We start from the raw sequence: 24,380 nt of genomic DNA, 5'->3' as shown, positions 1-24,380 counted from the left end.
CCGAATGATCCCGTCCGCACCGGGAAGATCGAGCCGGAGGAGCGGGTTCGGATCGTCGGAGGAGCAGGCCCGCCACGAGGAGGAACACCATGAGCAAGCTCTCGGACGACGCCAAGGCGCTGCTGAGCCGCCCGCTGCCGGCCTTCGCCACGACCATCCGCGCGGACGGCTCGCTGCACAACACCGTCGTATGGGTGGACGTGGACGGCGACGACGTCATCATGAACACCGCCGTCGGCCGCGCCAAGGACAAGAACCTGCGCCGCGACGCGCGCGTGTCGGTCAGCATGCTCGACCCCGAGGACGCGTTCCACTGGGTGTCGGTGTCCGGCGAGGCGCGGCTGGAGACCGAGGGCGCGGACGAGGTCATCGACAAGCTCGCCAAGAAGTACCTCGGCCAGGACACCTACCCGTTCCGCCAGGAGGGCGAGGTGCGCGTCACCGTCCGGATCACCCCGGATCACGTGCTCTACAACCCCGGCGGGTGACGAAGCTCTCGTCCCCGTTCTCCCAGCATCCGGCTCCGGTGACGAAGCACACGCCGGATCGGTGCGACTCCCGCGTCCCGCGCGGCGTTCACTGGTTACGCAGGGTTGCGCGCGGCGCTCCGGCGCCGCGGCTCCCGGCGATGCGGATCACACCGCCGTCACCACGCGCATCCTGGGGAGAGCCATGAACGCGACGATGAGAGAGACACCGCAGATCCGTTTCCTGACCTCGGGAGAGGTCACCGCCGACGAGCGCGCGGCGGCCGAGCGCGCCGTCCGCTCGGCGCTGGCCGACGCCCGCGGGGCCGTCACGTCCGTCGAGGTCACGCTGAGCGTCGTGGCCGACGCGTCGCTGCCCCGCCCGGCGCTCGCGCAGGCCGTCGTCGTCCTGGACGGCCGCCGGCTGCGCGCGCAGGCGGCCGCGCCGCGGCTGGAGGAGGCCATCGGCCTGCTCCGCGACCGCCTCGCGCTCCGCGCGTCCCACCTGAGGGCGGGCTGACCCCGCCGCGGCCGCCGCGGCCGCCGCGGCCGTCCTGACGGCGGCGTCCTCCTACGAGGGCGCCGTCGTCAGGCGTCCCGGCGCGCGAAGAGCAGCGCGGCGAGACAGAGGGGCAGCAGCGCGTACGCGGCCATCGCCGCCGCCGCGACGGGCGGCGCGAGCAGGTCACCGTAGATCGAGTCGTCCGCGTCGAGGCCCGCCGCCTGCGTCGCCAGCGCGCCCGGGAGCACCGAGCCGGTCCGAGCGTCCCAGGGCGCGGGCAGGTGGAAGGCCAGCAGCGGGACGATGTGCCACAGGAACACCATGATGGTGATCGCCCCGGCCGCGGACCGCAGCAGGAGGCCCAGCGCGAGGCCGAGCAGCGCGAACACCGCCACCGACGTGCCCTCGACCGCGAACGCGGGCAGATCCTGGCACAGCGACCCGGTCTGGTCGGTGAAGGGCTGGCCGCCGATGGCGAGCCGCGTGCCGATCACCGCCGCCAGCGTCACCGCCTCGCCCGCCGCCAGCGCGACCGCCGCCACCACGACCGCCTTGGCGGCGACCAGCCGTCCCCGGCGCGGCACGGCGACGAGGCTGGCGCGGATCGTCCCGGAACGGTACTCGGACGTCGCGGCGAGCACGCCGAGGATCCCGAGGCACAGCCCAGCGATCCACGGGCCCAGCTCCTGGATCGGCCGCAGCGGCAGATCCGCACGGCGCGCGGGGGAGAGCCCGTCGAAGGCCCGCGCCGCCTGGAAGGCGATCAGCCACGTCAGCACGGCGCAGCCGGCCGCGACGGACAGCACCGCGAAGGTCGAGCGGATCGAGCGCAGTTTGCACCACTCGGCGGCGACCACATCGCGCATCACGCGTCCCTCCGCGAGAACACGAAGGCGCCCGCACCGAGCGACGCCGCCACATACGCCACCAGCAGGAGACTGGCGGCCGCCGGCGGAAGGACGCCGTGGCGCACCGTCACGCCGGGCGCGGGCGCGATCTGATCGGCGAGGTTGCCGGGCATCACCGACCAGATCCGCTCATCCCACGGCGCGGGCAGGAGGGTCGCGAGCGTCGGCAGGACGAACAGGACCCCCGCCCCAGCCGTGATCGTCGCCGCGGTGGAACGCAACACGACCCCGAGCCCCGTGCAGATCAGCGTGACGGCCGCCGCCGTGACCGCCATGAGCAGCAGGTGCGGGACGTGCTCGGCGAACGGGCGCTCGAACGCGGGTAGTGGCCGGTCCCCGACGACGGCCTTCCCGGCGGCCAGCGCGGCGGTAGTGCTCACGAGCCCGGCCACGAGCATGACGGTCCCGGCCACCAGCGCCTTGGCCGCCAGCAGCCGCGGCCGCCGGGGGAGCGCGGCCAGGCTGGTGCGGATCATCCCCGTCGCGTACTCGGACGTCACCGTCAGCGCGCCGAGCACGGCACCGCAGATCGGCAGGGCCAACGCGAGCGGCTGCTCCGGAGGAGCCGAGGCGTACGCCTCCCGGCGCTCCGCCGAGAGGCCGTCCCAGTAGCGGCCCGCGTACCACGACCACCACGCGCACAGCAGCAGGAAGGCGGCGACCGTGCCCAGCACGTACGCCGTCGAGCGGACGGACCGGAGCTTGCACCACTCCGCCGCGATCGCGTCGGTCACGGCGCCACCGCCCCGAACTCGGCGCCGTCCCCGGTCAGCCGCATGTACGCCTCCTCCAGCGACGCGCCGCGCGGCCGCACCTCGTACAGCGGGATGCCGCGCGCCGCGGCATGCTCGCCGATGTCCGCGACGTCCAGCCCGGTGACGGTGAGCGCGCCGTCGGCCGCGGCCTCCACGGACCCGCCCGCCGCGGCGAGCACGCCCGTCAGCTCCGCCGGACGCGGTGACCGCACGACGACCCCGCGCCCGAACCGGTCCGCCAGCTCCCGCACGGACGTGTCGGCGATCAGCCGCCCGCGCCCGATGACGACCAGCCGGTCCGCGGTCAGCTCCATCTCGCTCATCAGATGGCTGGAGACCAGCACCGTCCGGCCCTCGGCCGCGAACCCCCGCATCAGCCCGCGGATCCAGCGGACGCCGTCCGGGTCCAGCCCGTTCACCGGCTCGTCGAACAGCAGCACCCCCGGGTCGCCGAGCAGCGCCGCGGCGATCCCGAGCCGCTGCCGCATCCCGAGCGAGAACCCGCCCGCCCGCTTGCGCGCCACCCCCGCGAGACCCACCCGCTCCAGCACCTCGGCCACCCGCCGCGTCCCGATCCCGTTGCTGCGCGCCAGCCACCGCAGATGGTCGAACGCGGTGCGCCCGCCGTGCACGGCCCCCGCGTCCAGCAGCGCGCCGACCTCCCGCATCGGCCGCCGCAGCTCCACGTACCGGCGCCCGTTCACCAGCGCCTCGCCCGACGTCGCCGCGTCGAGCCCCAGCAGGACGCGCATCGTCGTCGACTTCCCCGCGCCGTTCGGGCCGAGGAACCCCGTCACCGCCCCCGGCCGCACCTCGAACGACAGTCCGTCCACGGCGACCGTCCCGCCGTAGCGCTTGGTCAGCTCTCGTATCTCGATCATGCCGCCAACGGTGGTCCGCGCCGGCCCCGCCGCGCATCGGAACCCGGTCCGGACCCGCCGCTCCCACCACCGCACGAGACGCGCCCGCGGCCCTCCGACCGTGCTCCGACCCCGCCCCGCCGCATCCGACCCAGGGCTGACGCCCGGCGGCACGACGCGGCCCGCGCGGCCGCGCCGCTACCGTCGTGACGTGGACGACTCCGAGCTGCGCTCCCCCTTCGCCCGGCGGCTCAGCACGCGGCAACTCATCGGCGCCGACGCCGCCGTGGGCGTGCTCGGCACCCTGCTGCTCCTGCTGCTCGCCACGACGCCGCCCGTCCCCGCCCTCCTCGCCTGCCCGATCGCCGCCGCGACCGGCCTGCCCCTCGCGGTCCGGCGCCGCTGGCCGGTGCCCGTCCTCACGACCGTCTCCGGCGCCTCCGCCCTCGCGCTCGTCCTCGGCCTGCCCTGGGACTCGTTCGCCGCCGCCGCGTACGCGCTCTACCCGATCGCCCTGACCCGCCCGCACCGCCGCTGGGTGCCGACCCCGCTGATCGGCGCGCTCAGCGCCGTCGCCATCCTCGGCGGAGCCCTCGTCGGCCCCGCGAACTGGCAGGCCCAGCAGATCGGCAAGGCGGTCCTCGGCCTCGCCGTCCTCGGCGCGTCCTGGACGCTCGGCCGCGTCGTCCGCGAGCGCCGCGCGCACGCCGCCCGCTCCGCCCGCCAGCTCGCCGACCGCGCCGTCACCGACGAGCGCCTCCGCATCGCCCGCGAACTCCACGACGTCGTCGCGCACAGCATGAGCCTCATCGCCGTCAAGGCCGGCGTCGCCGTCCACGTCGCCGAGGCCCGCCCCGGCGAGGCCCTCGACGCCCTCCGCGTCATCGAGACGACCAGCCGCGGCACGCTCACCGAGATGCGCCGGCTCCTCGGTGTCCTGCGCGCCGACACCGCAGCCCCCTCGAACGGGATGCCCGACCCCGACCTGACCCCCTCCCCGGACCTCGCCGCCCTCGACGGCCTCGCCGAACGCGCCGCGATGACCGGCGTCCGCGTCGACCTGGACGTGCGGGCCGGCACCCTCCCGGACGGCGTCGCCCTGTCGGTGTACCGCATCGTCCAGGAGGCCGTCACCAACGTCGTCAAGCACGCCGCCCCCGCCCGCTGCCACGTCCTCGTCGAAGCCCGCGCGGGACGCGTCCGCATCGAGGTCACCGACGACGGCCCCGGCGTCCGCGTCCTCCCCGGCGCGGCGGACGGGCAGGGACACGGGCTGATCGGCATGCGCGAACGCGTCATGATGTACGGCGGTGACTTCACCGCGGGCCCCCGCCCCGAAGGCGGCTTCGCCGTGTCGGCCGCCTTCCCCTACGACCCCGCGCGACCGTGAGGCACCCTTGGCAGACATCCGCGTCCTCGTCGCCGACGACCAGGCGCTCCTGCGCGGCAGCTTCCGCGTCCTCATCGACACCGCCCCCGGCCTCACCGCCGTCGGCGAGGCCGGCACCGGCGCGGAGGCCGTCGAACTGGCCGGACGCGAACACCCCGACGTCGTCCTGATGGACGTCCGGATGCCCGAGATGGACGGCATCGAGGCGACCCGGCGCATCAGCGAGAGCCTCCCGGACGTCCGCGTCCTGATCCTCACCACCTTCGACCTGGACGCCTACGTCTACTCCGCGCTGCGGGCGGGGGCCAGCGGATTCCTCCTGAAGGACACCCCGCCCGCCGACCTGCTCTCCGCCGTCCGGGTCGTCGCCGCGGGCGACTCCCTGCTGGCACCCTCCGTGACCCGCCGGCTGATCGCCGAGTTCGTCCGCGGCCCGGGTCCCGGCGCCGCTCAGCCCGCGCCCGCCGGCCTGGACGGCGTCACGGAACGCGAACGCGAGGTCCTCACCCTCGTCGCCCGCGGCCTGTCGAACGCCGAACTCGCCGCGCACCTGCACCTCAGCCCCGCCACGGTGAAGACCCACATCGGCCACCTCCTGGCGAAGCTCCAAGCCCGCGACCGAGCCCAACTGGTCATCGCCGCCTACGAGACCGGCCTGGTACGCCCCCGCTGACAAGCGCTCGCGTTCCAGGACCGAGCCGCCCTCATGCCCGCTCGCGTCGCCGGGCCGGGCTGGCAGGACCGCGCCATGCCCTGCGGCGGCCGCTACAGCAGCACGGGGGCGAGGCGCTCGTACTGATCGGTCGACGCGCCGAGGTCAGGACTCATGACCACGAGACAGACGTGGTCGGCGCCGGCGTCGAGATGCGCGTTGAGCCTCTCGCCGATCCGCTTCTCGTCCCCCCAGGCGAGGCAGGCGTCGATGACCTCGTCGGACCCGCCACCGGACAGCGCCTCGTCACCGAAACCCAGTGTCCTCAGCGAGCGGACATAGGGCGATCCGGGCACCGTGAGCAGCGGTGACTGCCGGGCGATGCCCCGCGCCTCCACCGGATCGGGTTCGAGGATGACGCTCTGCACGACGACCAGCAGCTTGTCCGGCCCGAGCAGCTCCCGCGCCCGGCGCGTGTGCTCCACCGGCATCGCCGCTGGCAGCGCCCCGTCCGCACGGTCGCGCGCCAGCCCCTGCATCTTCGGTCCCAACGCGGCCAGCAGCCGCGGGAAGGGGACGGACGGCACCGGAGCGGCGGCGACCGACGCGTCCATCCCGTCGAGGTACTCGCGCATCTTCCCGAGCGGGCTGGACCACCTCTGCCCGCTGCCCTCCACGATCTGCTCCATGCTGACGCCGACCCCGAGCGCCAGCCTGCCGGGATAGGCGTCGGCCAGCACGGACGCGGCGCCCTGCATCACGGCCGGATGCCGCGCCCACACGTTCGCGATCGCCGAGCCCAGCACGATCCGCTCGGTCGCGGGCAGCATCACGCTCAACTGCGTGAACACCTCTCGCCCGCCGACGGCCTCGTTCACCCAGATCGCCCCGTACCCGGCGTTCTCCATCCGCTTCGCCGCACTCCGCCAGGCGTCCGCGGGAGCCATCGGGGCCATGAGCGCCACCCCGAACCGTCCCAGCCTGCGCCGCGCCTCGTCCACCGCCGTGCCCGTCATCGCCGCTCCTCGCGTCCTGGGGACCGTACAATCGGAACCATCAGCCCGCTTAAGACCGTACCGGAACGATCGCCCCGTTTGTCAACCGAAGGGGAGCCGCCATGGACACCGGCCCGTCCGACCCCGCCGGTGGTCCTCGCCGCGCGGACGCGCGCCGCAACCGCGCACGCATCCTGCAAGCCGCCATGGAGGCCTTCGCCGCCGAGGGCATGCTCGTCCCGCTCGACGACATCGCCCGCCGCGCCGGCGTCGGCGCCGGGACGGTCTACCGGAACTTCCCCACCAAGGAGGCCCTGTTCAAGGCGGTCATCGCTGATCGCGTCGAGCGCATCGTCGACGAGGCCCGAGCCCAGATCGACGCCGAGGACCCGGCCCAGGCGTTCTACGGCTTCCTCTCCTGGGTGATCGAACGCTCGATGTTCAACCACGCCCTCTGCGACGCCCTGGCAGTGGACGGCGGCGTCGCGTCCTTCCATCGCGACGGCCTGGACGAAGAGTTCACCGACGCGCTCGCCGGTCTCCTCCGCAGAGCCCAGGCCGCGGGTGCAGTGCGGGCCGACGTCGACGTCGCCGACGTCCGGACGCTGATGGTCGGCTGCATGTTCATGGAACGCGCCCACCGCGCCACGGGCGCCCCCGGCCGCATGACCGCCCTCGCCTGTGACGGACTCCGCCCGTCCACTGTCACGGAACTCCCCACGAAACGTAACGAAACGAGAACCGCGCCTCGTAACGAAACTCAACACTGCGACGTTTGCGGTAAGCCCCTAGCCGTCGCGCGCACAGGCCGCCCCGCCCGATACTGCAGTGCCGGCTGCAGGCAAAAAGCCCACCGCCGCCGCAACACAACCCCCCGCTGACCCGGTGCCTCCGTCCGCCACCGGGTTCCGTGACTACGAACCTCCCGCCGCAGGACTGGCGAGCCTCGCCCTGACGCATGAGCGATACGCCCCACCTACCGGCAGCACGCTTGACCATGGGCACACGCGAGATCCGCACCGTCCACGACCGCGAAGCGATCACGATGCATCACAGCTACAGCCCCGCGATCGGCGAACCAACGGCAGAGAACAGAGACGGTGCTCGCCGTGCACGTAACCAGGCCGGGCTGCAAGCAGGCACTCGGCCTAGCGGTGCCCACATCTCCGGACCGACGGATGCCTGACAGTCCGGACGAACGGCGTGACCGGTTCGCGAGCGCGGTCGCCACGCCCAAGGGGACCGGAGCACTCTCTAAAAGGACGGATCCCTCAAACACCCCTCAGATCGGCCTGATCCGTCGAGTTCCCAACCCAGATCACCAGAACATCATCGACCAAAACGCCCACCGGGTCCCGCCCTGCCTCCGCGAGCCACTTTTCTCGAACAATAGTTCGAGATAGGGTGCGGTCCCGTGCTGATCGATGAACCCGTCTCCGCGGAGACCACGTCCACGGGGCGTCCGTCCCAGATCTCCGGAGCACGAGGCTGCTACCAGGTGCGGCGCGTCCTTGAGGAGTGGCAGGCGCCCGGCCAGGCGCGCTTCTACCGGCTCCAGGTCATCACCCCGGACGGTCTGGCGATCGCGGAGGTGACCGCCCCGCCCGCGCCCGCCACCGACTCCTGGACCCTCCGCAGAGTCTGGTCCTGAGCCGGTCCTCGGGAACCCGAGAGTCGATCAGTGAGCATCTCCGGCAAGCGCTTGGGCGATCGCCGTGCTGTCCTGGTACTCGCACCAGTGCACCACCAGGCCGTCCCGAACCCTGAGGACGAGAACGAACGGCGCCGTCGCGCGATGCCCGGTCGCGGTCGCCGTTCCCGTCACCTCGTACTGGGCGACGATCACCTCTGGATCGGTGGTCTGATGCAAGGCGATGGTGCGGAACTCATCGAACGTGACCGGTAGCGCCTCCCTGCCCGCCGCGGTGAAAGCGGCGACCTGCTCGCGCCCGGCGATGCGGTGCGGCATGCCCGCTCGCGCGAAGGGCAACTCGACGACCACGTCGTCAGCGCAGAGTTCGCTGGTCAAGCCGGGCTTCCCGGCGAGGACGTTGGCGCGGAAGCGTTCGAAGACCTGCGTCGGGCTCAGCGCCGGGGCGGTATTGGCGGCCATGGGGTTCCCTTCGTGCCAGCCAGAACATGAGTGGTGACTCAGGATGCAAAATATGAGTCTCCACTCATGTTGTCAATGAGAGGATGCCGGAATGACGCCTCCGCCTTCGTCCGATGCTCCGGGAGGCAGGCCTCTGCGCGCGGACGCGCGGCGCAACCGGATCCGCATCCTGACCGCGGCGGAGGCCGTGTTCGCCGAGAAGGGTCCGGACGCCTCGACGGAAGAGGTGGCGGCGCGGGCCGGGGTGGCGATCGGCACCGTCTTCCGTCACTTCCCGACCAAGGACGACCTGCTCGCGGCCATCATGAAGGACCTGCGTCAACGCCTCGCGGAGCAGGCGGACCAGCTGAGCGAGAACGGCGACCCGGCCACCGCCCTGTTCACGTTCTTCACCTCGCTGGTGGAACAGGCCGCAGCGACCAGAACAGTGGTCGACCTGCTCGCGCGTACGGGTAACGAGATAGAACCCGGTGGGCCGATCCGGGAGCTGGAGCAGGCCCTCAGCCGCCTCCTGATCCGGGCGCAGCAAGCCGGCGCCATCCGTCCACAAATCCGGGTGACCGAAGTCATCGCGCTCCTCACCGCCGCATGCCAAGGCGTCCTCAGTGGCGCCTGGAGCGAAGACCTACGGCATCGCACCCTGGAGATCATCTTCAATGGGATGCGCGTCAACTCAGCCACTCACAACACACCGCAAGACTGAGCCACACCAAGCTCCGACTACGGAGTCCGCGACAAGAAGCCCGACAGCTCTCACTAAACCCGCTACCAAACGCAACGCCCCAACAACCCGAGACCCGGCTCCAACATCAGCCGCTCAATCGCGACGTACCAGCACGAAGCGCAGCAAACCGAAGTCACGAAACCCGAACGAGATCAATGCGGCAGTGACAAGCAACGCCTACGGCATCTGAAGGACGACGCGCCCGTCGAAGCCGCCGCGTTCAATGGCCTTCTTCGAGCGAAGTTCTTCGAGGTCATCGGGAGTGAGCCCGTGGAGGGCAGCCAGAGCGTGGACGACCTCCAGAACGTCCGCGAGCTCAGCGGGATTGCCATCGCTCACATACTCGCCGGCTTCCTCGTACAGCTTGGTGCGGAGGAGCAACTCGTACTCCCCGGCATCGGCGATCCGTGAGACCGGTTCGCCTCCACTTCGCTCGATGATCTCGGGTATGCGGTCACGAACGAGCTTCTCGGCCACTCCGCCTTTCCCCTTGGCCCCGTGCACCGCACCACGCCGCCGATCCAACGACTGAATCCATTTCACCGCCACGGCCGCCGTCTGGACGAGCTCGTTACGGAGCCTGGCCGGATCAGACTCCGCCAAAGCCTCGAAGAACTCCTCCGCGAGAATGTGCCGCCACGTCAGCCGTCCGTCCGCCGCTGCCTCACCGCACTCCCTCTTCGCGTCCTCCGCGCGCGGAGTGAACTCCGGCCCACTGCCGTCGGGGAACTCCTGGACGCCCCACATGCGGTCCTGAGCCTCGCGCTCGTCCGCAACGTCCGACAACACCCTGGCCAACGAGCCTGGTACTCCCACAGCCTCCATGCCAGACGACCCTAACGGCCACCAGCGAAGAAGACTCCGGAGTCGCCCCCACTCCCTCAACCACCACCAGAACCACGCCCCCGGAGCACACACCACACGACCACCACCCGCCCCTGAGCACAACTTCCCCGGAGTCTCTGGCATCTCGGGAGGCAAATGAGACGAACTCCGGCATGGACGTCCCGCAAGCAGCCTGCTGGATCCAGGAGCCCAAGAGTCCAGAAGCCCTCGGCGACCGGCGACCCCGGTGGCCCGGGCAGCCCCGGTGCCCGGGCCACCCGGGTGGTCTGGTGGTCCGGGCGGTTCGGTGGTGCGGTGGTCCGGGTTGTTCGGTGGCCGGGTGGCCGGGCGGTCCGGCGGAGCGGTGGCCCGGCGGTCCGGTGGCTCGGTGGTCCGGCGGTTCGGCAGCCCGGTGGCCCGGCGGCCCCCGGTGGCCCGGTGGTCGGGAATGGTGGCCTCGCATCGCGATCCTTGACGTCGACGCGAGCTGGCGATGGCTACTCGCGTTTGAGGAGGCCGGTCAGCCCGGCGACCACGGCGGTGGTGAGCACCCACCCGGCCGTGGTGAACGCCCAAGACCAGTACATGGCGGCGCCGTGGGCTCGCCAGGCCTTCTGCTGGCCGAGGTCCGCGATCGGCAACAGCACATCAAGGGTGTAGCCGAGTGCGTTGAAGTGCGGAGCGCGCGTATCGACGCGTGTCAGGTCGTGCGGGTAGGCGGCGGTGAAGATCCAGGTGCCGAGGGCGAGCAGGCCGACCAGCCAGATGGCGGCCAGCCATGTGCGGTAGCCGTAACCGACGGTCAAATACAGTAGCCAGTTCGCCACCTTGCCCGCCGGGTTGAGCACCGCGCGGCGCCGCCACTGCTTGGCGATCGCGACCTTGCCCGCCGCCTGTTCGTCTCCGGCGCGCCGGTAGGCGGCGGCGAGCTGATCGTACAGTTGCGGCGCGTAGCCGCCGGGGTCGCGGGCCAGCCAACCCACCCGAGTACGGACATCGGCCTTGTCGCTGCGCGGGCCGAGGCTGTCGTAGGTGAATCCTCGCAGGTGGATCGAGGTGGGCCAGGTCGCCGGGTCGTCCTCGAAGATCTCGACGCGGGCGTTGGCGAGGTTTACGCCGCCATCGGGGCGGTGGCGAGGCAGCAGGACCAGGGCGACGGCGGTGGTGCCCTCGAGATCCAGGGCCTGCCGACCCGGCTTGGTGAGCGTGGAGTCGGACAGGTCGAGGTATCCGTCGATGCGGGCCCCGGCCAGCAGCAGTTCTCCTTCTGCCTTGAATCCTGCGCGACAGTGCAGACCGCCACCGGTCGACAGCCGGAAGGCGTACAGGGCCCGTCGGCCTGGGTTGAGGAGCGTGGCGGCTTCGAAGGAGAGCAGGCCGCCGATGCGGGCGCCGACCAGTCGGATCTCTCCCTCGGCGGTGAACCCGTCGGTGGCGTGAACGTCGCCGTCCGCAGCGAGACCGTCGGCGTTCAGCGCCTGGCCGCCGGGGTTGGTGAGGTGGGCGCCGGCCAGTACCAGAGTCCCGCCGACGTGGGCGTTGGGAAGGCGTACTTGCCCGTTGGCGGTGAGTCTCTCGCCCAGCACGCCGTCCTCGACGGTGAGTCGATCGGCGGTCAGTGCGGTGGCGCCGGGGTTGGTCAGGTGCGCCTGGTTCAAGTCGAGTCGGCCGCTGATGCGGGCACCGGGCAGACGTACCTCGCCTTCAACGGACAGGTCACGGCAGAACCTGTCGTGGCCGACCGTGAGCCTGGCGGCGGCCAGCGCGTCGGCGCCGGGCGCGTTGAGCCGGGCCTGGGTCAGGTGCAGGGTGCCGCCGATCGTGGCGCCGCGCAGGTGGACCTCGCCGTCGGCGGTGAATCGATCCCGGCAATCCAGATCGTGTTCGATGGTGAGGCCGTCGGCGGTGAGGGCGTACCCCCGCGGGTTGGACAACCGGGCGCCGACCAGCGACAGTCGTCCCAGGTGCGCGCTGGGCAGGCGTATTTCGCCTTCGGCGGTGAAGCCGTCCCGGCAGGTCATGCTCTGCTCGACGGTCAGGCCGTCGCCGGTCAGTGCCCGCCCGCCCGGATTGGACAACCGCGCGCCGACCATGGAGAGCCGTCCACCGATGCGGGCGCCGGAGATGTGAATCTCGCCGATGGAGGTGAAGCCGTCCCGGCACCACATGCTCTCGGTGACGGTGAGCGCCTCGGCCCGCAGTGCGTGGCCGCCCGGATTGGCCAGGTGGGCAGCCTTCAGCGACAGGTTCCCGCCGATGCGGGCACCTGCCAGGGCGATAGGCCCCTCGGCGGTGAGGCCGTCGAGGTTGAGATCGCCGGTGGTCCGCAACTGGTCGGCGGCCAACCTGGGCAGATGGCAGCCAGGCAGGCGGATCGCGGGCGAGGTGGCTCCGCGCAGGTTGACCGGCTGCTCGATGTGGCAGTCGGCCAGCACCAGCGGGCAGGCCAGCTCGGCCTCCTCCAGGTCGAGTTCGCCGACGATGCGGGCGCCACGCAGCTTCACCGCCCGCAGCCGGCCGCCCTCGGGGGTGTGTTGTCCGGTGAGCAGATCGATCAGCACTCCGGCCCGCACGGTCCGCTCGGCGCCCCAGGCGGTTGCGTGGGCGGGAGCGTCGTGTTGGGCATCGCCGATGCGCAGGTCGACGGGTGTGCCGGTGGCGGCGGCGTGCAGCAGTTGTCGTTCGGCGGTGCCCAACTCCTCCTCGGCGAACTGCGGGCCGACGTGCGGTGCGGTCATCGCGGTGATGCTCCCTGGGATGGTGCAGCTGGGCGGCTGGACGGCATGGTCGGTTCCGGGGGACGCCGGGTTCGGCGACGCCCATGACGCTGGTGTAGCGGTAGGCGCCCGCGATCGACAGGCCAGACAGGTCGTACAGGGCGAGGATGCCGCCGCCAGTGGCGACAGCCTCGTCGAGATTCTGGTCGCGGCGGATGAGCTGGCCGGGCAGACGCAGCTGATACCGGACCCACCACGCGGTCACGTGCCGGGTGGTTCCCCAGTTACGGGTGTGCAGGAACAGGTAGGGGTGACCAAGGTCGGCCACGTTCGGATGCGATGATCCAGGTAGGTGACCGAGCCGGTGGCGGACCGGCTCGACCAGCGGGATCACCTGGTCGCCGACGAGCAGCCGTCCGTCCCAGGTGTCGTCCAGGCAGATGACGGTCAGCTGGCCGATGCGCACCGCGTGGAAGGCTAGCAACGCGGTGATCGGCGCCTCGGCCGGATTGTCGAAGTCCAGCGCGGCGCGCAGCACCTCCAAGTCGACCGGAGCGGGGACCTGTTCGTCGGACGTGGGAACGTCGAGCCGGGCGGTGGGGTTGGCGAACACCAGCTTGCGAGCCCTGCGCACGCGGAAGATCGACCCGCGCCTGGGCAGGCAGCGCCGCCAGCACCTCGTCGCGGCCGATCTTCCGTCGCGACTGGTGTGAGAACGCCCATCGGCGCAGTGCGGGCAGCGCCCCGGGCAGGAGGTAACCCACCACGATGTCGCTACGCGGCCGTACCCAGGGCGCGGTGGCGGAGCCGGCGCGGGCCACCTGGAGCCAGCCCTCCAACTCGGCGTGCATCATCGGTGCGGACAGCTCGGCGATGCCTGCTCTGTCGCAGTGTGCTGGTCACCGGTTGCTGGGTGGCGTAGTGGTCTGCCACCCAGCGCCGGCGCCCAAGTTCGGCATCTTGCGGCCTGTCGGTGTGCGCTCCCGGTACGCGCTGCCCCGCTCGCGTTGCTGCATCTACGACAGAGTGGTGGCAGTGTGCTGGTGGTCGCCGGTGAGCGTTTCAGTCAGGGCGTGGTGTCTCGTCGGGGTCGTAGCTGAGCATCTCGTGTAGGACGGGAGGTAGTTCGTCCCACAGCCATTCGTTCAGTGTGCCGGGGAAGTCATCCGGCGGTCGGATGCGCAGACGGTCATCCGCAGCCTCGCTCAGGCGGACGGGGACGGGGCCGTCATCCCATGCCGGTTCTGTCCCGCCCCAGAAGGCAGCGAAGTCCTCCCCGGCGAGTGAGTACTCGGACGGAAGGACGTGCTCGCCGGCGTGCTTGCCGAGGGGGAGTAGGCGCTGGGCGGTGGCACGGAGGACGTTGAGCGCCGCGAGGTCATGGGCGCAGCCCACATCGACCAGTTCCAGCTCCGGCAGCCCGAAGCGACGCAGGCCTCTGGTCACGAGTTCGACGCACGAACAGCCGTCGACGTCGTCGTCGGCTGCGGTGCATCGGCCGGCGTTTCGGTAGGGCGGCAGCGAGGTGCCGAGCCAGTCGTCCGCGAGGACGAACCCGCTATCGCGTTCGCGAGGTATGGCCGGGAGCACCTGGTCGAGGTCGAGGTCCACGGGCACGCCGCAGACGGACTCGGCGATCGCCTTGGCGGTGGCGCGTGCCAGATGGACGCCCGTGGGGAGATCGCTGACCGGCAGGGTGGACGTCACGCCGATGTGGCGGTCGGCATGGCGTGCGCGTTCGATGTCGTCGATGTCGTGGCCGGTGACCTGGCTGAGGTCCCACGGCGAGTCTTCGGCGCGATGCTCCGCCACTTCAAGGCGTGCTGTGCCGAGGCGTTCCGCGATCTCCAGGGCGTCGCCGCCGGAGAACCGCTGGCGGATCGCGATGGAGACTTCGTCCGGGACGTGGTCGGTGGCGACGACGAAACCCGTGGTGATCTTCTTGGGCACGTTGATGGTGATGGCCATTGCGGTCTCCTCGAATTCCCGGCGGGCGGCGTGTGCTGTCCAGCCTCGAGGAACCGGCGAACCGCCGGAAGTGGAACGCGATTCTGTGGAAAACCAGGGCCGAGGAGATCGGAGATGGGGCACAAATCCGCTTAATCGCGAAATGTCTGAATGGTTCGCGCAGGATGGTGTCTGAGATCACCGGCGTCCATCAGAAAGCGCACGGCAGGGACTTGATCCCGTTGATGAAGCTGGTGCGCTGCCGGACGGGCGGAGCCGAGGCATGGAGGTCGGGGAGGCGCGTGTACAGCTCGCGGAGCAACACCGTGACCTCTCGTCTGGCCAGGTGGGCGCCGAGGCAGAAGTGCGGGCCCGGTGCCCCGAAACCGATGTGCGGATTGGGGGAGCGGGTGATGTCGAAGGCGTGCGGGTCCTTGAACACGGCTTCGTCCCGGTTGGCCGAGTTGTAGTAGAGGATCACACGTTCGCCTGAGCGGTAGACGTGGCCAAGCAACTCGTAGTCGCACTTGAGTGTGCGGCGCATCCACGTCACCGGGGTGGCGTAACGGACGATCTCCTCGACCGTGTCGGGGAGGTGCTTTTCGACGTCCGCGAGGAGCAGGGCTCGCTGATCGGGATGGGCCGTGAGGAGGGCGAGGGCGTGCGAGAGCGCGTTTCGGGTGGTCTCGTTGCCCGCCACCACGAGGAGCGAGAAGAAGCGCGCCAGCTCCAGGTCGGTGAGGGCCTCACCGTCCACGTTGGCGTGCGTCAGAGCGGTCACGAGGTCGTCGGCGGGACGCTCGCGGCGCATGCGGCTGAGATCGCTCATGAGGGCGTGCAAGTAGGAGAACTTCTCGCTCAGAGTCGTGGAGCGGTCCTTGCCGTCCGGGCCGACGTAGTCCGGGTCTCCGATGGCCAGGATCGCGTTCGTGGCGTCGATGACCTCGTCGTAGGCGGAGTCGGGGATGCCCATCATGGAGCAGATGATCCGCAGCGGCATGGGCATGGCGACGTGCTCGACGAAGTCGCAGGGACCCTGTGCGGCGAGGTCGTCCACGATCCGGCGCGCGAGGACGCTCACGTCGCCCGTGAACCGCTGGATCATCCGCGGCGTGAACGAACGGGAGACGATCCTGCGGAGCCTGGCGTGCCGTGGATCGTCAAGGCTGATCATGGAGCCGGAGTACTCCACGATTTGCGGCGGTGGATCGATCAGACTCACCGACGTCGGCTGGGAACTGAACACCTCGGGACGGCGGCTCGCCTCGGTGACCTGGTCGTATCTGGTGAGCGCGTAGAAGCCCGGGGCGTCCGGCAGGGGACAGTAGACCGGTCCCTGCGTCGCCCGGAGCGCTGCGAACAGGTCGTCGCGTTCCGCCTGTGGCTTCGCCCAGAAGTCCAGGTCCGACAGTTGCGTTTCGACAAGGGCATCCATCGTCCCGGATCGCCTTCCGCTGGGAGCGTCGCGGCTTCAGGCTAACCCGAGCGGTCTTGCGAGGCGATCCGCGACAGGACGTGGATTCCCGTAGGAGATCCGGAGACGGTGCGCGCGGACGGGATGGGGCCCGTCCGCTGCGCACGGAACCGTCAGGGCGACGGGGCGGCCCTCTCGCTGTCTACTCGACTGGCGGGGCCGCGGCGGTGTCCACGACGCCGTTGTCGTGGACGAGAGTGCCGATCAGCGGGCGTTGATGTCGGTGTAGTGGCGCTCGGCCGGGCCCACGTACACCTGGCGCGGACGGCCGATCTTGGTGGAGCTGTCGTTCATCATCTCGCGCCACTGGGCGATCCAGCCGGGGAGCCGGCCGAGCGCGAACAGGACCGTGAACGCGTTGGTCGGGAAGCCCATCGCCTTGTAGATGACGCCGGTGTAGAAGTCGACGTTCGGGTAGAGCTTCCGCTCGACGAAGTAGTCGTCGCTCAGCGCGACCTCCTCAAGGCGCATCGCCAGGTCCAGAAGGGGGTCGGACTTGCCGAGCGCCTCCAGGACCTTGCCCGTGGCCTTCTTGACGACCGCCGCACGCGGGTCGTAGTTGCGGTAGACGCGGTGGCCGAAGCCCATGAGCTTGACGCCGGGCTCCTTGTTCTTGACGCGCCGCACGAACGAGTCGATGTCGTCACCGTTCTCGTGGATGCGCTCCAGCATCTCCAGGACGGCCTGGTTGGCGCCTCCGTGCAGGGGACCGAACAGGGCGTCGACCCCTGCGGAGACCGAGGAGAACAGGTTCGCCTGGCTGGAGCCCACGAGGCGCACGGTCGAGGTGGAGCAGTTCTGCTCGTGGTCGGCGTGGAGGACGAACAGCATGTCCAGCACCCGTACGATCTCGGGGTCGATCTCGTACGGCTGCGTGGGCAGACCGAAGGTCATGCGGAGGAAGTTCTCCACGTACCCGAGGGAGTTGTCCGGGTAGAGGAGAGGCTGGCCGATGGACGTCTTGTACGCGTACGCGGCGATCGTCGGCAGTTTGGCGATGAGGCGGATGCTGGACAGGTCGACCTGCTCGGGGTCGAACGGGTCCAGGCTGTCCTGGTAGAAGGTCGACAGCGCGCTGACCGCCGAGGACAGGACCGCCATCGGGTGCGCGCGGCGCGGGAAGGCGGAGAAGAACGCGCGGAACTTCTCGTCCAGCAGCGTGTGGATGCGGACGCTGTCGGTGAACTCCTGGAGCTGGTCGGTCTCCGGCAGCTCACCGTAGATCAGGAGGTAGGCGACCTCGAGGAAGGACGACTTCTCGGCCAGCTCCTCGATGGGGTAGCCGCGGTAGCGCAGGATGCCCGCCTCGCCGTCGATGTAGGTGATCGCCGACGTGGTGGACGCGGTGTTGGTGAAACCGGGGTCGAGGGTGACGTGCCCCGTCTCCTTCAGGAGAGTGCCTACGCCCAGTCCGGACGGGCCCTCCGTCGCCGCCGTCACCTCGAGGGGCATCCGGCCGCCCGCGTGGTTGAGCTCGAAATCCGACATACTCGCTCGCTCCCAACTCCGTCCACACCTGCGTAGACGTTCCGGCTTTCATCGTATCCAGGTGATCACATGGGCCAATCCGGGCAGGTTCGTTGACGGGACCCGCGGTGAAGTACTCCGGTGGAGGCCATGAGCGACCACATCGCCGCCGAGCTCGTCGCGCGCGCCCGCACGGAGATCGCGGCCGCGGCCACGGGCAACCGGTTCCTCGACCTGCTGGAGACGGGTGACTTGCCCCGGGAACGCCTGGCCTGGCTGGCTGCAGAGGAGTATCGGATCGTCCGTAGCGATCGGCGCAGTTTCGCCCTGTTGGCCGCCCGTTTTCCTGATCCGCCCTCGGGTGACCTCTTCCTGTCCCTCGCGCAGGGTGAGGGACAGGCGCTGACGCTACTGGACGACTTCGCCGCGGCCCTCGGCGAAAGTGAGAAGAATCTCAAAGCCTACGAGCCGCAGCCCTTCGCCCAGGCCTATCCGGCGTACCTGGCGCAGAGGGCGGCCTTCGGCTCGGCCGCCGAGGTCGCCTTGGCGATGCTCGCCAACCTGGAGGAGTGGGGCGCCTACTGCTCACGTACGGCTGCGGCCCTACGGCTCCACTACGGCTTCGACGACAAGGCCGTGGGCTTCTTCACCTTCTTCGCTAGCTCGCCCCCGGGCTTTGAGGAGCAGGCTCTCGCCGTCATCGCCGCCGGACTCGCCGCAGGCGAGGATCCCACGGAGATCGCCTGCGCCGCACGTCTCCTGCACGCCTACGAGACGGCCTTCTGGCAGGTACTCGCCGAGGACCTGCCTGACAGTCCCCGTCCCTAAGGGGCCGCTTCGGGGACCTCTCGGACGGTGGGTAGTTCGGCGGTCATCTCGACGAGCGTCCTCTCCTGCACCCCGATCAGCTCCTCCACATCGGTCGGCGGCCATTCGTCGCCGTAATGCGCGTCCAGGAGCGTGGTGAGGGCGGTAAGGACCTGCTCTGGAGAAGGCCGTTCCTGCGGCTCCTTCACCAGGCAGCGGGTCACGAGTCCACGCATGGGATCCGGCAGCCTACTCAGGTCCGGGGCGGCGTGGACGATGCGTCCGCGCACCTTGTGACCGGTGCCGAAGGGCGCGGAACCCGTGGCTGTGTAGACCAGGGTGGCGCCCAGCGAGAACACGTCGCTCTGCGTCGTCACCGGTTCGCCGAGTGCCTGCTCCGGTGACATGTAGGCAGGCGTTCCGAGAACCTCCGAGCGCGACAGGGGCAGGGCGTCCAGGGGCCTCGCGATGCCGAAGTCGATGACCCGGGGCCCGTCCGAGGCCAGCAGGACGTTCGATGGTTTCAGGTCGCCATGGACGATCCCCGCCTGGTGGATAGCGATCAGGGCCTCGGCCAACCCGGCCCCCAGTCGGCATGCCGCCTGCTCGGGAAGCGGACCCCGGTCACGTACGACCCCGGACAGGCTCACGCCGCGGATGTACTGCGTCGCAAGCCACGGCTGGTCCGCGTCCGGATCCGCGTCGACGACGGGGGCGGTGTAGAAGCCGCTGACCGAGCGCGCCGAGGTCACCTCGTGGCGGAACCTGGCCCTCCACCTCGGGTCGCCCAGCAGTTCCGACCGGATGACCTTCACCGCGACCAGCCGCCGGCTCGGCGACGTGGCGAGGAAGACCTCGCCCATCCCGCCGGACCCCAGCCGCGCGACCACACGGTAGGGGCCGAACGTCCGCGGCAACTCTGGCTGCATGGGCACGAATCCGATCATGGTGGGCGCGCTTCATCGTGCCATGGACCGGCTCCACGTCCCGCACTGGCGACGGGTCACGTCCAGGGAAGCGCGCTCCGCTCGGCCCAGTACCTTTCCGGCGGGATGCTCAGACCGGCCAGGATGTCCAACTCGTCCTGGTCGAGCGATACCTTCGTCGCGTCCAGATTGGCCTCCATCTGTGCCGGACTGACTGCGCCGATGAGGACGGTGTCCGCCCATGGACGGCTCAGAGCCGCGGCGAGGGCAAGGGCGTCGGGCTGGACATAGTTCTTGGACGCGACACGGCGCACCGCCATGGGCGGCCTGATGGCGAGTTTCCCATTCGCCATCGCCTCCTTCACGATGACGTGGAGCCCCGACTCGTGCGCCTCCCGTAGAGCGTCCTCCGCAGACGTCTCCAGGATGTTCCACGTCGACTGCACAGTGCTGAAGAGCCGTTGTCCCGCCACCTCCAGGGCCATGGCTCGACGAATCGTGTCGGCCTGACGCGGGCCTGAGGTGGAGAAACCCACCCGTATGCCCTTGGCGGCCAGCTTCGCGAGAGCCGCCTGCAGGCGGACGTCATGGAAAAGAGGGCTGTCCTCGGTGAGGGAGTGCACTTGGTACACGGACAGCGAGCCCTCCAGGAGCTCGGACGTCTCGGCGTACTGGGCGCGGAAGCGTTCGAGGCTGTGCTCCTTGACCTCGTGCACGGGCGCGTCCACCTTCCACTCGCCGACGTACGCGTAGCCCCACTTACTGGAGACGGTGAGGTCCTCCGGCTCGCGCGAGGCGAGCCATTCGCTCAGGAACGCCTCCGCCTTCCCGTAGGAGCGTGCGGCATCCACCCAGCGGATCCCGACCGAGTACGCCACGTCCAGGACGTTCCAGGTCGCTTTGCGCAGGCTGGCGACGGTCCGGTCGAAGGGCAGCTCTTCCGCCCGTCCCACGTTGATGTACGCCGGCCGCCCCAGCGCCGCCAGCCCGATCCCCAGCCGTTGCATCGCATCCATGCCCCCAGCCTGGCATGCCTGGTGCCTCCCTCACCGGGCAAAGGACAGTTATCCAATCTGTCCAGACAATCGAGGAATGTTTTGCTTGCCTGGCGTGTGCCACTTTGAGGTTAATCAAGATGGCACGGATTCATGATCGGCATGGGAGTGGCCATGAATGACGGCGACTGATCAGAGTTATCCACAGAATGGCATTCTGGTGTCCTCTGTGAGCGGCGTGCGTGAGGCTGATGGGTGTCAGCGCTTCACAGCATCACAGGAGGCACGAAGATGCCCGCTCGAATCGTCCGCGGCGACTACGGAATCCACCAACTCGCCAGCCACCTAGGGCTGTCCCCGTGGCAGCTACGCCTCGGCCGAGAGCACGGGATCGTCCCGGCTCCCGACCTCGATGGCGAGCGCTGGTCCCCTGCCCTCGTCGACAAGGCCGAGGACGCCGGTGCCCGGGTGACCTCGACCTTTGGCGAGGAACCCCCGATCGGCTCCGCGAAGGCTGCGGCAAGACTCGCCGCGCGAGTGGGACTCGACGTCGAACGCGGCGACGTCGAAGTGCTCGTCGCACGCGGTGACCTCAACGTTGTCAGCAAGTTCCGAGGCCACCCCGTCTACCTCCTGCGTGACCTGGACCGGCTCGATGCCGACGAGGTACGCGCCGTTGTCTCCGCAAGGAAGGGACCGCTGACCGACAGCGTCGACGCGAGCGGTGCGTCGATGATCCTCGATTGGCCCAGGAAGATCTTCGACCGCATAGCCGTGGAACGAGACCTGGCCTCCGACCAGCTCGGCCGCTACGCGCTGTCGGATATCAAGGCGCTGAGCGCAGATCAGGACCTCGTAAGCCGGGTCACTGAAGAGAGGCGCCGCTTGTTCCACGACCGCTTGCGCAAGTCAGAGATCAAGGTCGAAGACCTCGTTCGCACATGGCTACTCCAGTGCACTGCCTACGTGGACCGCGAACTGGACCACCCGCCGGATACCGCCCCACTCGGCCGGACGCTCCGCGCGCTCGTCACCGCCAGAGCCGAGAGCGCACGCCACGATCCTGGCGTCGCCTGAGCCTAGAGATAGCCGAACGCACGCTCAAGCGAGCGCAGGGGGTATAGGGGCATGCAGACATCGGGCGGTGGCCGCGATCGAACAACGAACTGGGAAGCCTCACATACCGATGCGAGGCGAGAGAGGGATCGGAGGTGAGACCCAAGGTGAGCTTCCCCCCGTGACACGGCAACGTGGGCTGAATTGGCCGTGGGTCAACGGGAGAGAAGTGTGGCTCGGCTGACAGAGAGCGAGGCCTCGTAACGCCAGCCGGCCACCGTGTCACGACGTCGGAGCAGGGACGCAGACCCTCACGCTCCAGTCGAGCATCGGACGCATCCGTACACGATGGGCCTGAACGACACCGTTCTCACCACCAAGCCGGAACCGTCCCGCGGTCATCAATCGCCAGCTCACGAGCCGCCGATGACGACGACTCAAGACCCAATACGCCTATCGAGCCCGCGGCCCGAGCTCGCCATGCCGAGCTCGGAAAGTCGACCCGGAAAGTCGACCCCGGAAAGCCGAGCCCGGAAAGCCGAGCCCGGAAAGCCGAGCCCGGAAAGCCGAGCCCGGAAAGCCGGGCTCGGGAGCTACTTGGCCAGCCACGACGGGGGAGAGCTACAAGGTTCTGATCCAATCGTTGTGGATGCCTACTCAGCGTGGTCAGAACAAATGCCGTCAGCGCAGGGTGACGCGGATGGCTCCGTTGAACGGTGCCAGTGACAACACCGTCCGCGGTGTTCTGAGGTTCGGGTTCTCGGTGAACATAGTGCGTGCGATGTCGAAGAGCACCTCGTCTCTGGTGGCCTGTGCGACTTGGTCGTAGAGGTCGCGGACGGCATCGGTGAGTGCGTCGTCGTTGTCGGCGCTCGCTCCCCAGGTATCCCACAACAGCGTCTCCGCCTTGTTGAGCGCGGCAAGGTCGAGTCGCAGGTTGCCGAGGACGAACCACTCACCCGCCAGCATCCGATCCGGCAGCGGGATTCCGAAGGACGCCGGGTCTGCGTCGCTCGCGCGGATGAGATGCAGTGCGGCGCCGGCGACCAGGAAGCGGTCGCGGGGCACGTTCATGGGATCGAAGTCCACCGCGAGCGCGGTGGTGACGCGCGGGTCGGCGAGTTGTGGGTCGGCCAGCCGCCACCCCTCTCGCTCGTTCCAGTACTCGGTGACCATGTGGTCGAAGTGGAAGCCGCCGGTGCCGAAGTAGTCGGCGAACCCTGACCGGAGCCGGGCGGGGATGCCCGCGTGCCGCAGGAACGAGCAGAGCAGCAGTGCCATGTCGCGGCAGACGCCGACGAACCGGTCGCCCGGCGTGCGGCGCTGGAGCAGCGGAGCGTCGTTTCGATCGGTGATGACAGCAAGGATGTCGTCGAGGTAACGGGTCTCGGCGTCGTTGTGGAGGCGATCCGCCGGGATCTGGTAGTCGAAGAGGTCTCCTTCGAGGCGGTGGATCACTAGGCCTCGCGCGATCTCTGAGAGCCGTGTCGGGTCGGTAGGCAGGGCGTCATAAAGCCGGGTTAGGCGACCGGGGGAAGAGAAGCCGCTTTGTGCTGCGTAGAAGGCGGCGACGTCCGGCGCGAGCGCACGTGCTGGTGGCATAGGGCATCTCCCAGACAAGATGCGCTCCTCGAGCGCAGTACGGTGGCCTGAGGTGAGGCTGTCAAATTTCCGCCGAAATTGTCGAGTGTCGCTGTTTCACGCGCCAGTCGGACGGAAGCAGCAGGCAGTCGTTCTCGTCAGTCGACGTGGAGACTCTGCAGGCGGAGTACGTCGAAGTTGGTCCGCCTTGATCCGTCGCGTTCGATCCGCTTGATCCGATCAGATTTCTCCTCGAACCGACCGGAGGTCCATCCAAGCTAGGTCCAGCGATGACAGCGTCGAGGTCCTGGCGGATTCCGTTGACCAGTGCCGTTGATCCTCAGGGACGGGAAGCCGTAGCTTCGGCGTGTTTCAGCCAGTCAGGCAACCGCCGCCCATCCAGCCCGGCGATCATCCGCGCGCGGCTCGACTTCGAGTACGTCTGCGCGGGCGCTGCGCACGCGCACCAGGCGGGCGAAGGACTCCACACACGCCGTGACGGCCTCCAACTTGGGGGCAGTGGGTCAGCAACTGCTTCAGCCAAAGCACAGCGTTCCGATGCAGGTGGTCGGGCTGATAGAGCCGGTCGGGGTGGCTGGTGATCAGTTGGGTGGTGCGGCGGACGTCAAGTTGCTTGCTGACCTTGGGGGTTTCCCATGGCACGAACGGCCTGCAAGTGACGGCGCACGGTGCGCTGGCTGCCGGTGTAGTCGCGTGGGCGCGTCTTGTCGGATAAGCGGGCGGCGTCGGGCCGCGGCTTGGACGCCGGAGCGAGCAGGTCGATCTGGACTGAGCCGTCGTTGGTGCTGCCTTCATTTCACCGTTCGTGGAGGTAGGGCAGGAATGGGTCGACGCGCGAGTCGCGCCGTCCGCCTCGGGCGGGGGCCAGGTCCTCGGGTCTGGTGGCGTGGTGTAGCGGCGCACGGTCTTGCGCTCCAGGCCGAGCGCTTCGGCGATCGCGAAGATCTCCACGCCCCTGCTCAGCAGCTCGTGCAGCGCCGCGAGCGGTTCGCACCGTTTGGTCGCTTGTAGACCTTCCGACTCGGCGGGGACAGCCGTGGAGGCGGTCGCCTCTGGCGGGACGGACGCCGCCTCTGGCGGGACGGACGTCGCCTCTCCCGGCTGGACGGACGTCGGCTGGTCAGGCTCGGTGTCGTCGGCAGGCTCGGGCAGGCAGGCGCGGTGAGTACGACGCACTTCTCCGCCGCGTCGCGGAGGG

At 69.7% G+C, this 24,380-nt stretch carries 25 protein-coding genes; 12 read left to right on the top strand and 13 right to left on the bottom strand.

All coding sequences use genetic code 11. From position 1 onward, the window contains the following. The first annotated feature begins 89 nt into the window (after positions 1-89). Together E1300_RS19270 and E1300_RS19265 are read left to right on the top strand one after the other, a co-directional pair. The gene (locus tag E1300_RS19270; protein WP_131758408.1) at positions 90-488 is read left to right on the top strand and encodes a PPOX class F420-dependent oxidoreductase; all 399 of its coding nucleotides are present in this window, start codon (positions 90-92) and stop codon (positions 486-488) included. Positions 489-684: 196 nt separating this feature from the next. Further along, on the top strand, positions 685-987 hold the full coding sequence (locus E1300_RS19265) for a hypothetical protein (protein WP_131758407.1): 303 nt from the start codon (positions 685-687) through the stop codon (positions 985-987). Positions 988-1,055: 68 nt separating this feature from the next. Here E1300_RS19265 and E1300_RS19260 read toward each other — a convergent pair whose 3' ends face one another. The 3 genes from E1300_RS19260 to E1300_RS19250 are packed head-to-tail and all read right to left on the bottom strand — an operon-like array spanning position 1,056 to position 3,513. Then, entirely contained in the window at positions 1,056-1,835 is a 780-nt protein-coding gene (locus E1300_RS19260; RefSeq protein WP_131758406.1) for an ABC transporter permease, read from the bottom strand. Then, on the bottom strand, positions 1,835-2,611 hold the full coding sequence (locus E1300_RS19255) for an ABC transporter permease subunit (protein WP_131758405.1): 777 nt from the start codon (positions 2,609-2,611) through the stop codon (positions 1,835-1,837). Before E1300_RS19255 ends, E1300_RS19260 begins: the two co-directional genes overlap by 1 nt. After that, positions 2,608-3,513 (bottom strand): ABC transporter ATP-binding protein, encoded by a 906-nt coding sequence (locus tag E1300_RS19250; protein ID WP_131758404.1) that lies wholly within the window; start codon positions 3,511-3,513, stop codon positions 2,608-2,610. The genes E1300_RS19255 and E1300_RS19250 overlap by 4 nt, the downstream gene beginning before the upstream one ends. A 190-nt stretch (positions 3,514-3,703) precedes the next feature. Here E1300_RS19250 and E1300_RS19245 point away from each other — a divergent pair, with 190 nt between their 5' ends. Further along, positions 3,704-4,882 (top strand): sensor histidine kinase, encoded by a 1,179-nt coding sequence (locus E1300_RS19245; RefSeq protein ID WP_207399847.1) that lies wholly within the window; start codon positions 3,704-3,706, stop codon positions 4,880-4,882. A gap of 7 nt (positions 4,883-4,889) precedes the next feature. After that, entirely contained in the window at positions 4,890-5,555 is a 666-nt protein-coding gene (locus E1300_RS19240; RefSeq protein WP_131758402.1) for a response regulator, read from the top strand. Positions 5,556-5,647: 92 nt separating this feature from the next. Here the strand turns inward: E1300_RS19240 and E1300_RS19235 are convergent, their stop codons facing one another. Further along, positions 5,648-6,550 (bottom strand): TIGR03620 family F420-dependent LLM class oxidoreductase, encoded by a 903-nt coding sequence (locus E1300_RS19235; RefSeq protein WP_131758401.1) that lies wholly within the window; start codon positions 6,548-6,550, stop codon positions 5,648-5,650. Positions 6,551-6,651: 101 nt separating this feature from the next. On the opposite strand from E1300_RS19235, the gene E1300_RS19230 reads away from it, so the two are divergent. Then, on the top strand, positions 6,652-7,410 hold the full coding sequence (locus E1300_RS19230; RefSeq protein WP_131758400.1) for a TetR/AcrR family transcriptional regulator: 759 nt from the start codon (positions 6,652-6,654) through the stop codon (positions 7,408-7,410). Between the two features lie 533 nt (positions 7,411-7,943). Continuing rightward, positions 7,944-8,180, top strand: coding sequence for a hypothetical protein (locus tag E1300_RS19225; RefSeq protein WP_131758399.1), 237 nt, complete (start codon positions 7,944-7,946; stop codon positions 8,178-8,180). Between the two features lie 27 nt (positions 8,181-8,207). Here the strand turns inward: E1300_RS19225 and E1300_RS19220 are convergent, their stop codons facing one another. Then, positions 8,208-8,642, bottom strand: a complete 435-nt coding sequence (locus tag E1300_RS19220; protein ID WP_207399846.1) for a nuclear transport factor 2 family protein — start codon at positions 8,640-8,642, stop codon at positions 8,208-8,210. A gap of 91 nt (positions 8,643-8,733) precedes the next feature. Between E1300_RS19220 and E1300_RS19215 the strand changes: the two genes are divergently transcribed. Next, positions 8,734-9,345 carry a TetR/AcrR family transcriptional regulator gene (locus E1300_RS19215; RefSeq protein ID WP_131758398.1) on the top strand — a complete coding sequence of 204 codons (612 nt, stop codon included), beginning with the start codon at positions 8,734-8,736 and terminating at the stop codon, positions 9,343-9,345. A gap of 198 nt (positions 9,346-9,543) precedes the next feature. Here E1300_RS19215 and E1300_RS52585 read toward each other — a convergent pair whose 3' ends face one another. Continuing rightward, positions 9,544-10,191, bottom strand: coding sequence for a nucleoside triphosphate pyrophosphohydrolase (locus E1300_RS52585; protein ID WP_242619236.1), 648 nt, complete (start codon positions 10,189-10,191; stop codon positions 9,544-9,546). A gap of 497 nt (positions 10,192-10,688) precedes the next feature. After that, positions 10,689-12,929, bottom strand: a complete 2,241-nt coding sequence (locus tag E1300_RS19200; RefSeq protein WP_131758397.1) for a hypothetical protein — start codon at positions 12,927-12,929, stop codon at positions 10,689-10,691. A 19-nt stretch (positions 12,930-12,948) separates the two neighbouring features. Here E1300_RS19200 and E1300_RS19195 point away from each other — a divergent pair, with 19 nt between their 5' ends. The 3 genes from E1300_RS19195 to E1300_RS19190 are packed head-to-tail and all read left to right on the top strand — an operon-like array spanning position 12,949 to position 13,621. Continuing rightward, entirely contained in the window at positions 12,949-13,251 is a 303-nt protein-coding gene (locus E1300_RS19195) for a hypothetical protein (RefSeq protein ID WP_131758396.1), read from the top strand. 9 nt (positions 13,252-13,260) lie between these two features. Continuing rightward, entirely contained in the window at positions 13,261-13,389 is a 129-nt protein-coding gene (locus E1300_RS53465) for a hypothetical protein (RefSeq protein WP_278045367.1), read from the top strand. Continuing rightward, positions 13,349-13,621, top strand: coding sequence for a hypothetical protein (locus tag E1300_RS19190; RefSeq protein WP_131758395.1), 273 nt, complete (start codon positions 13,349-13,351; stop codon positions 13,619-13,621). Before E1300_RS53465 ends, E1300_RS19190 begins: the two co-directional genes overlap by 41 nt. A gap of 349 nt (positions 13,622-13,970) precedes the next feature. Here E1300_RS19190 and E1300_RS19185 read toward each other — a convergent pair whose 3' ends face one another. The 3 genes from E1300_RS19185 to E1300_RS19175 form a co-directional block, all read right to left on the bottom strand. Further along, the gene (locus tag E1300_RS19185; RefSeq protein WP_131758394.1) at positions 13,971-14,876 is read right to left on the bottom strand and encodes a hypothetical protein; all 906 of its coding nucleotides are present in this window, start codon (positions 14,874-14,876) and stop codon (positions 13,971-13,973) included. A gap of 190 nt (positions 14,877-15,066) precedes the next feature. Next, positions 15,067-16,290: a cytochrome P450 gene (locus E1300_RS19180; protein ID WP_131758393.1), complete on the bottom strand. Its 1,224-nt coding sequence runs from the start codon at positions 16,288-16,290 to the stop codon at positions 15,067-15,069. A gap of 243 nt (positions 16,291-16,533) precedes the next feature. Continuing rightward, positions 16,534-17,817, bottom strand: a complete 1,284-nt coding sequence (locus E1300_RS19175) for a citrate synthase (protein WP_131758392.1) — start codon at positions 17,815-17,817, stop codon at positions 16,534-16,536. A 129-nt stretch (positions 17,818-17,946) separates the two neighbouring features. Here E1300_RS19175 and E1300_RS19170 point away from each other — a divergent pair, with 129 nt between their 5' ends. Next, positions 17,947-18,624, top strand: a complete 678-nt coding sequence (locus E1300_RS19170; RefSeq protein WP_131758391.1) for a thiaminase II/PqqC family protein — start codon at positions 17,947-17,949, stop codon at positions 18,622-18,624. Here E1300_RS19170 and E1300_RS19165 read toward each other — a convergent pair. Further along, entirely contained in the window at positions 18,621-19,532 is a 912-nt protein-coding gene (locus tag E1300_RS19165) for a serine/threonine-protein kinase (RefSeq protein WP_242619239.1), read from the bottom strand. The two genes, E1300_RS19170 and E1300_RS19165, sit on opposite strands and share 4 nt — an antisense overlap. Positions 19,533-19,606: 74 nt before the next feature. Further along, positions 19,607-20,545: an aldo/keto reductase gene (locus E1300_RS19160; RefSeq protein WP_131758389.1), complete on the bottom strand. Its 939-nt coding sequence runs from the start codon at positions 20,543-20,545 to the stop codon at positions 19,607-19,609. Positions 20,546-20,815: 270 nt separating this feature from the next. Between E1300_RS19160 and E1300_RS19155 the strand changes: the two genes are divergently transcribed. Further along, positions 20,816-21,601 (top strand): hypothetical protein, encoded by a 786-nt coding sequence (locus tag E1300_RS19155; protein WP_131758388.1) that lies wholly within the window; start codon positions 20,816-20,818, stop codon positions 21,599-21,601. 660 nt (positions 21,602-22,261) lie between these two features. Here E1300_RS19155 and E1300_RS19150 read toward each other — a convergent pair. Continuing rightward, positions 22,262-23,182, bottom strand: a complete 921-nt coding sequence (locus tag E1300_RS19150) for a transglutaminase-like domain-containing protein (RefSeq protein WP_131758387.1) — start codon at positions 23,180-23,182, stop codon at positions 22,262-22,264. Between the last annotated feature and the right edge of the window lie 1,198 nt (positions 23,183-24,380).

The organism is Actinomadura fibrosa, assembly GCF_900659615.1.
Taxonomy (GTDB): Bacteria; Actinomycetota; Actinomycetes; order Streptosporangiales; family Streptosporangiaceae; genus Spirillospora; species Spirillospora fibrosa.
The sequence above is the reverse complement of the archived record's forward strand: the minus strand, read 5'-3'. Positions and strand labels throughout refer to the sequence as shown.

Excerpts from the sequence above, each read along its gene's own strand:
- E1300_RS19160 (WP_131758389.1), bottom strand. The coding sequence starts at position 20,545 with ATGGATGCGATGCAACGGCTGGGGATCGGGCTGGCGGCGCTGGGGCGG.
- E1300_RS19250 (WP_131758404.1), bottom strand. The coding sequence starts at position 3,513 with ATGATCGAGATACGAGAGCTGACCAAGCGCTACGGCGGGACGGTCGCC.
- E1300_RS19165 (WP_242619239.1), bottom strand. The coding sequence starts at position 19,532 with ATGCAGCCAGAGTTGCCGCGGACGTTCGGCCCCTACCGTGTGGTCGCG.
- E1300_RS19195 (WP_131758396.1), top strand. The coding sequence starts at position 12,949 with ATGGTGCAGCTGGGCGGCTGGACGGCATGGTCGGTTCCGGGGGACGCC.
- E1300_RS19215 (WP_131758398.1), top strand. The coding sequence starts at position 8,734 with ATGACGCCTCCGCCTTCGTCCGATGCTCCGGGAGGCAGGCCTCTGCGC.
- E1300_RS19190 (WP_131758395.1), top strand. The coding sequence starts at position 13,349 with ATGACGGTCAGCTGGCCGATGCGCACCGCGTGGAAGGCTAGCAACGCG.
- E1300_RS19270 (WP_131758408.1), top strand. The coding sequence starts at position 90 with ATGAGCAAGCTCTCGGACGACGCCAAGGCGCTGCTGAGCCGCCCGCTG.
- E1300_RS19220 (WP_207399846.1), bottom strand. The coding sequence starts at position 8,642 with ATGGCCGCCAATACCGCCCCGGCGCTGAGCCCGACGCAGGTCTTCGAA.
- E1300_RS19265 (WP_131758407.1), top strand. The coding sequence starts at position 685 with ATGAGAGAGACACCGCAGATCCGTTTCCTGACCTCGGGAGAGGTCACC.
- E1300_RS19175 (WP_131758392.1), bottom strand. The coding sequence starts at position 17,817 with ATGTCGGATTTCGAGCTCAACCACGCGGGCGGCCGGATGCCCCTCGAG.
- E1300_RS19180 (WP_131758393.1), bottom strand. The coding sequence starts at position 16,290 with ATGGATGCCCTTGTCGAAACGCAACTGTCGGACCTGGACTTCTGGGCG.
- E1300_RS19260 (WP_131758406.1), bottom strand. The coding sequence starts at position 1,835 with ATGCGCGATGTGGTCGCCGCCGAGTGGTGCAAACTGCGCTCGATCCGC.
- E1300_RS19200 (WP_131758397.1), bottom strand. The coding sequence starts at position 12,929 with ATGACCGCACCGCACGTCGGCCCGCAGTTCGCCGAGGAGGAGTTGGGC.
- E1300_RS19170 (WP_131758391.1), top strand. The coding sequence starts at position 17,947 with ATGAGCGACCACATCGCCGCCGAGCTCGTCGCGCGCGCCCGCACGGAG.
- E1300_RS19235 (WP_131758401.1), bottom strand. The coding sequence starts at position 6,550 with ATGACGGGCACGGCGGTGGACGAGGCGCGGCGCAGGCTGGGACGGTTC.
- E1300_RS19155 (WP_131758388.1), top strand. The coding sequence starts at position 20,816 with ATGCCCGCTCGAATCGTCCGCGGCGACTACGGAATCCACCAACTCGCC.
- E1300_RS19150 (WP_131758387.1), bottom strand. The coding sequence starts at position 23,182 with ATGCCACCAGCACGTGCGCTCGCGCCGGACGTCGCCGCCTTCTACGCA.
- E1300_RS19185 (WP_131758394.1), bottom strand. The coding sequence starts at position 14,876 with ATGGCCATCACCATCAACGTGCCCAAGAAGATCACCACGGGTTTCGTC.
- E1300_RS52585 (WP_242619236.1), bottom strand. The coding sequence starts at position 10,191 with ATGGAGGCTGTGGGAGTACCAGGCTCGTTGGCCAGGGTGTTGTCGGAC.
- E1300_RS19230 (WP_131758400.1), top strand. The coding sequence starts at position 6,652 with ATGGACACCGGCCCGTCCGACCCCGCCGGTGGTCCTCGCCGCGCGGAC.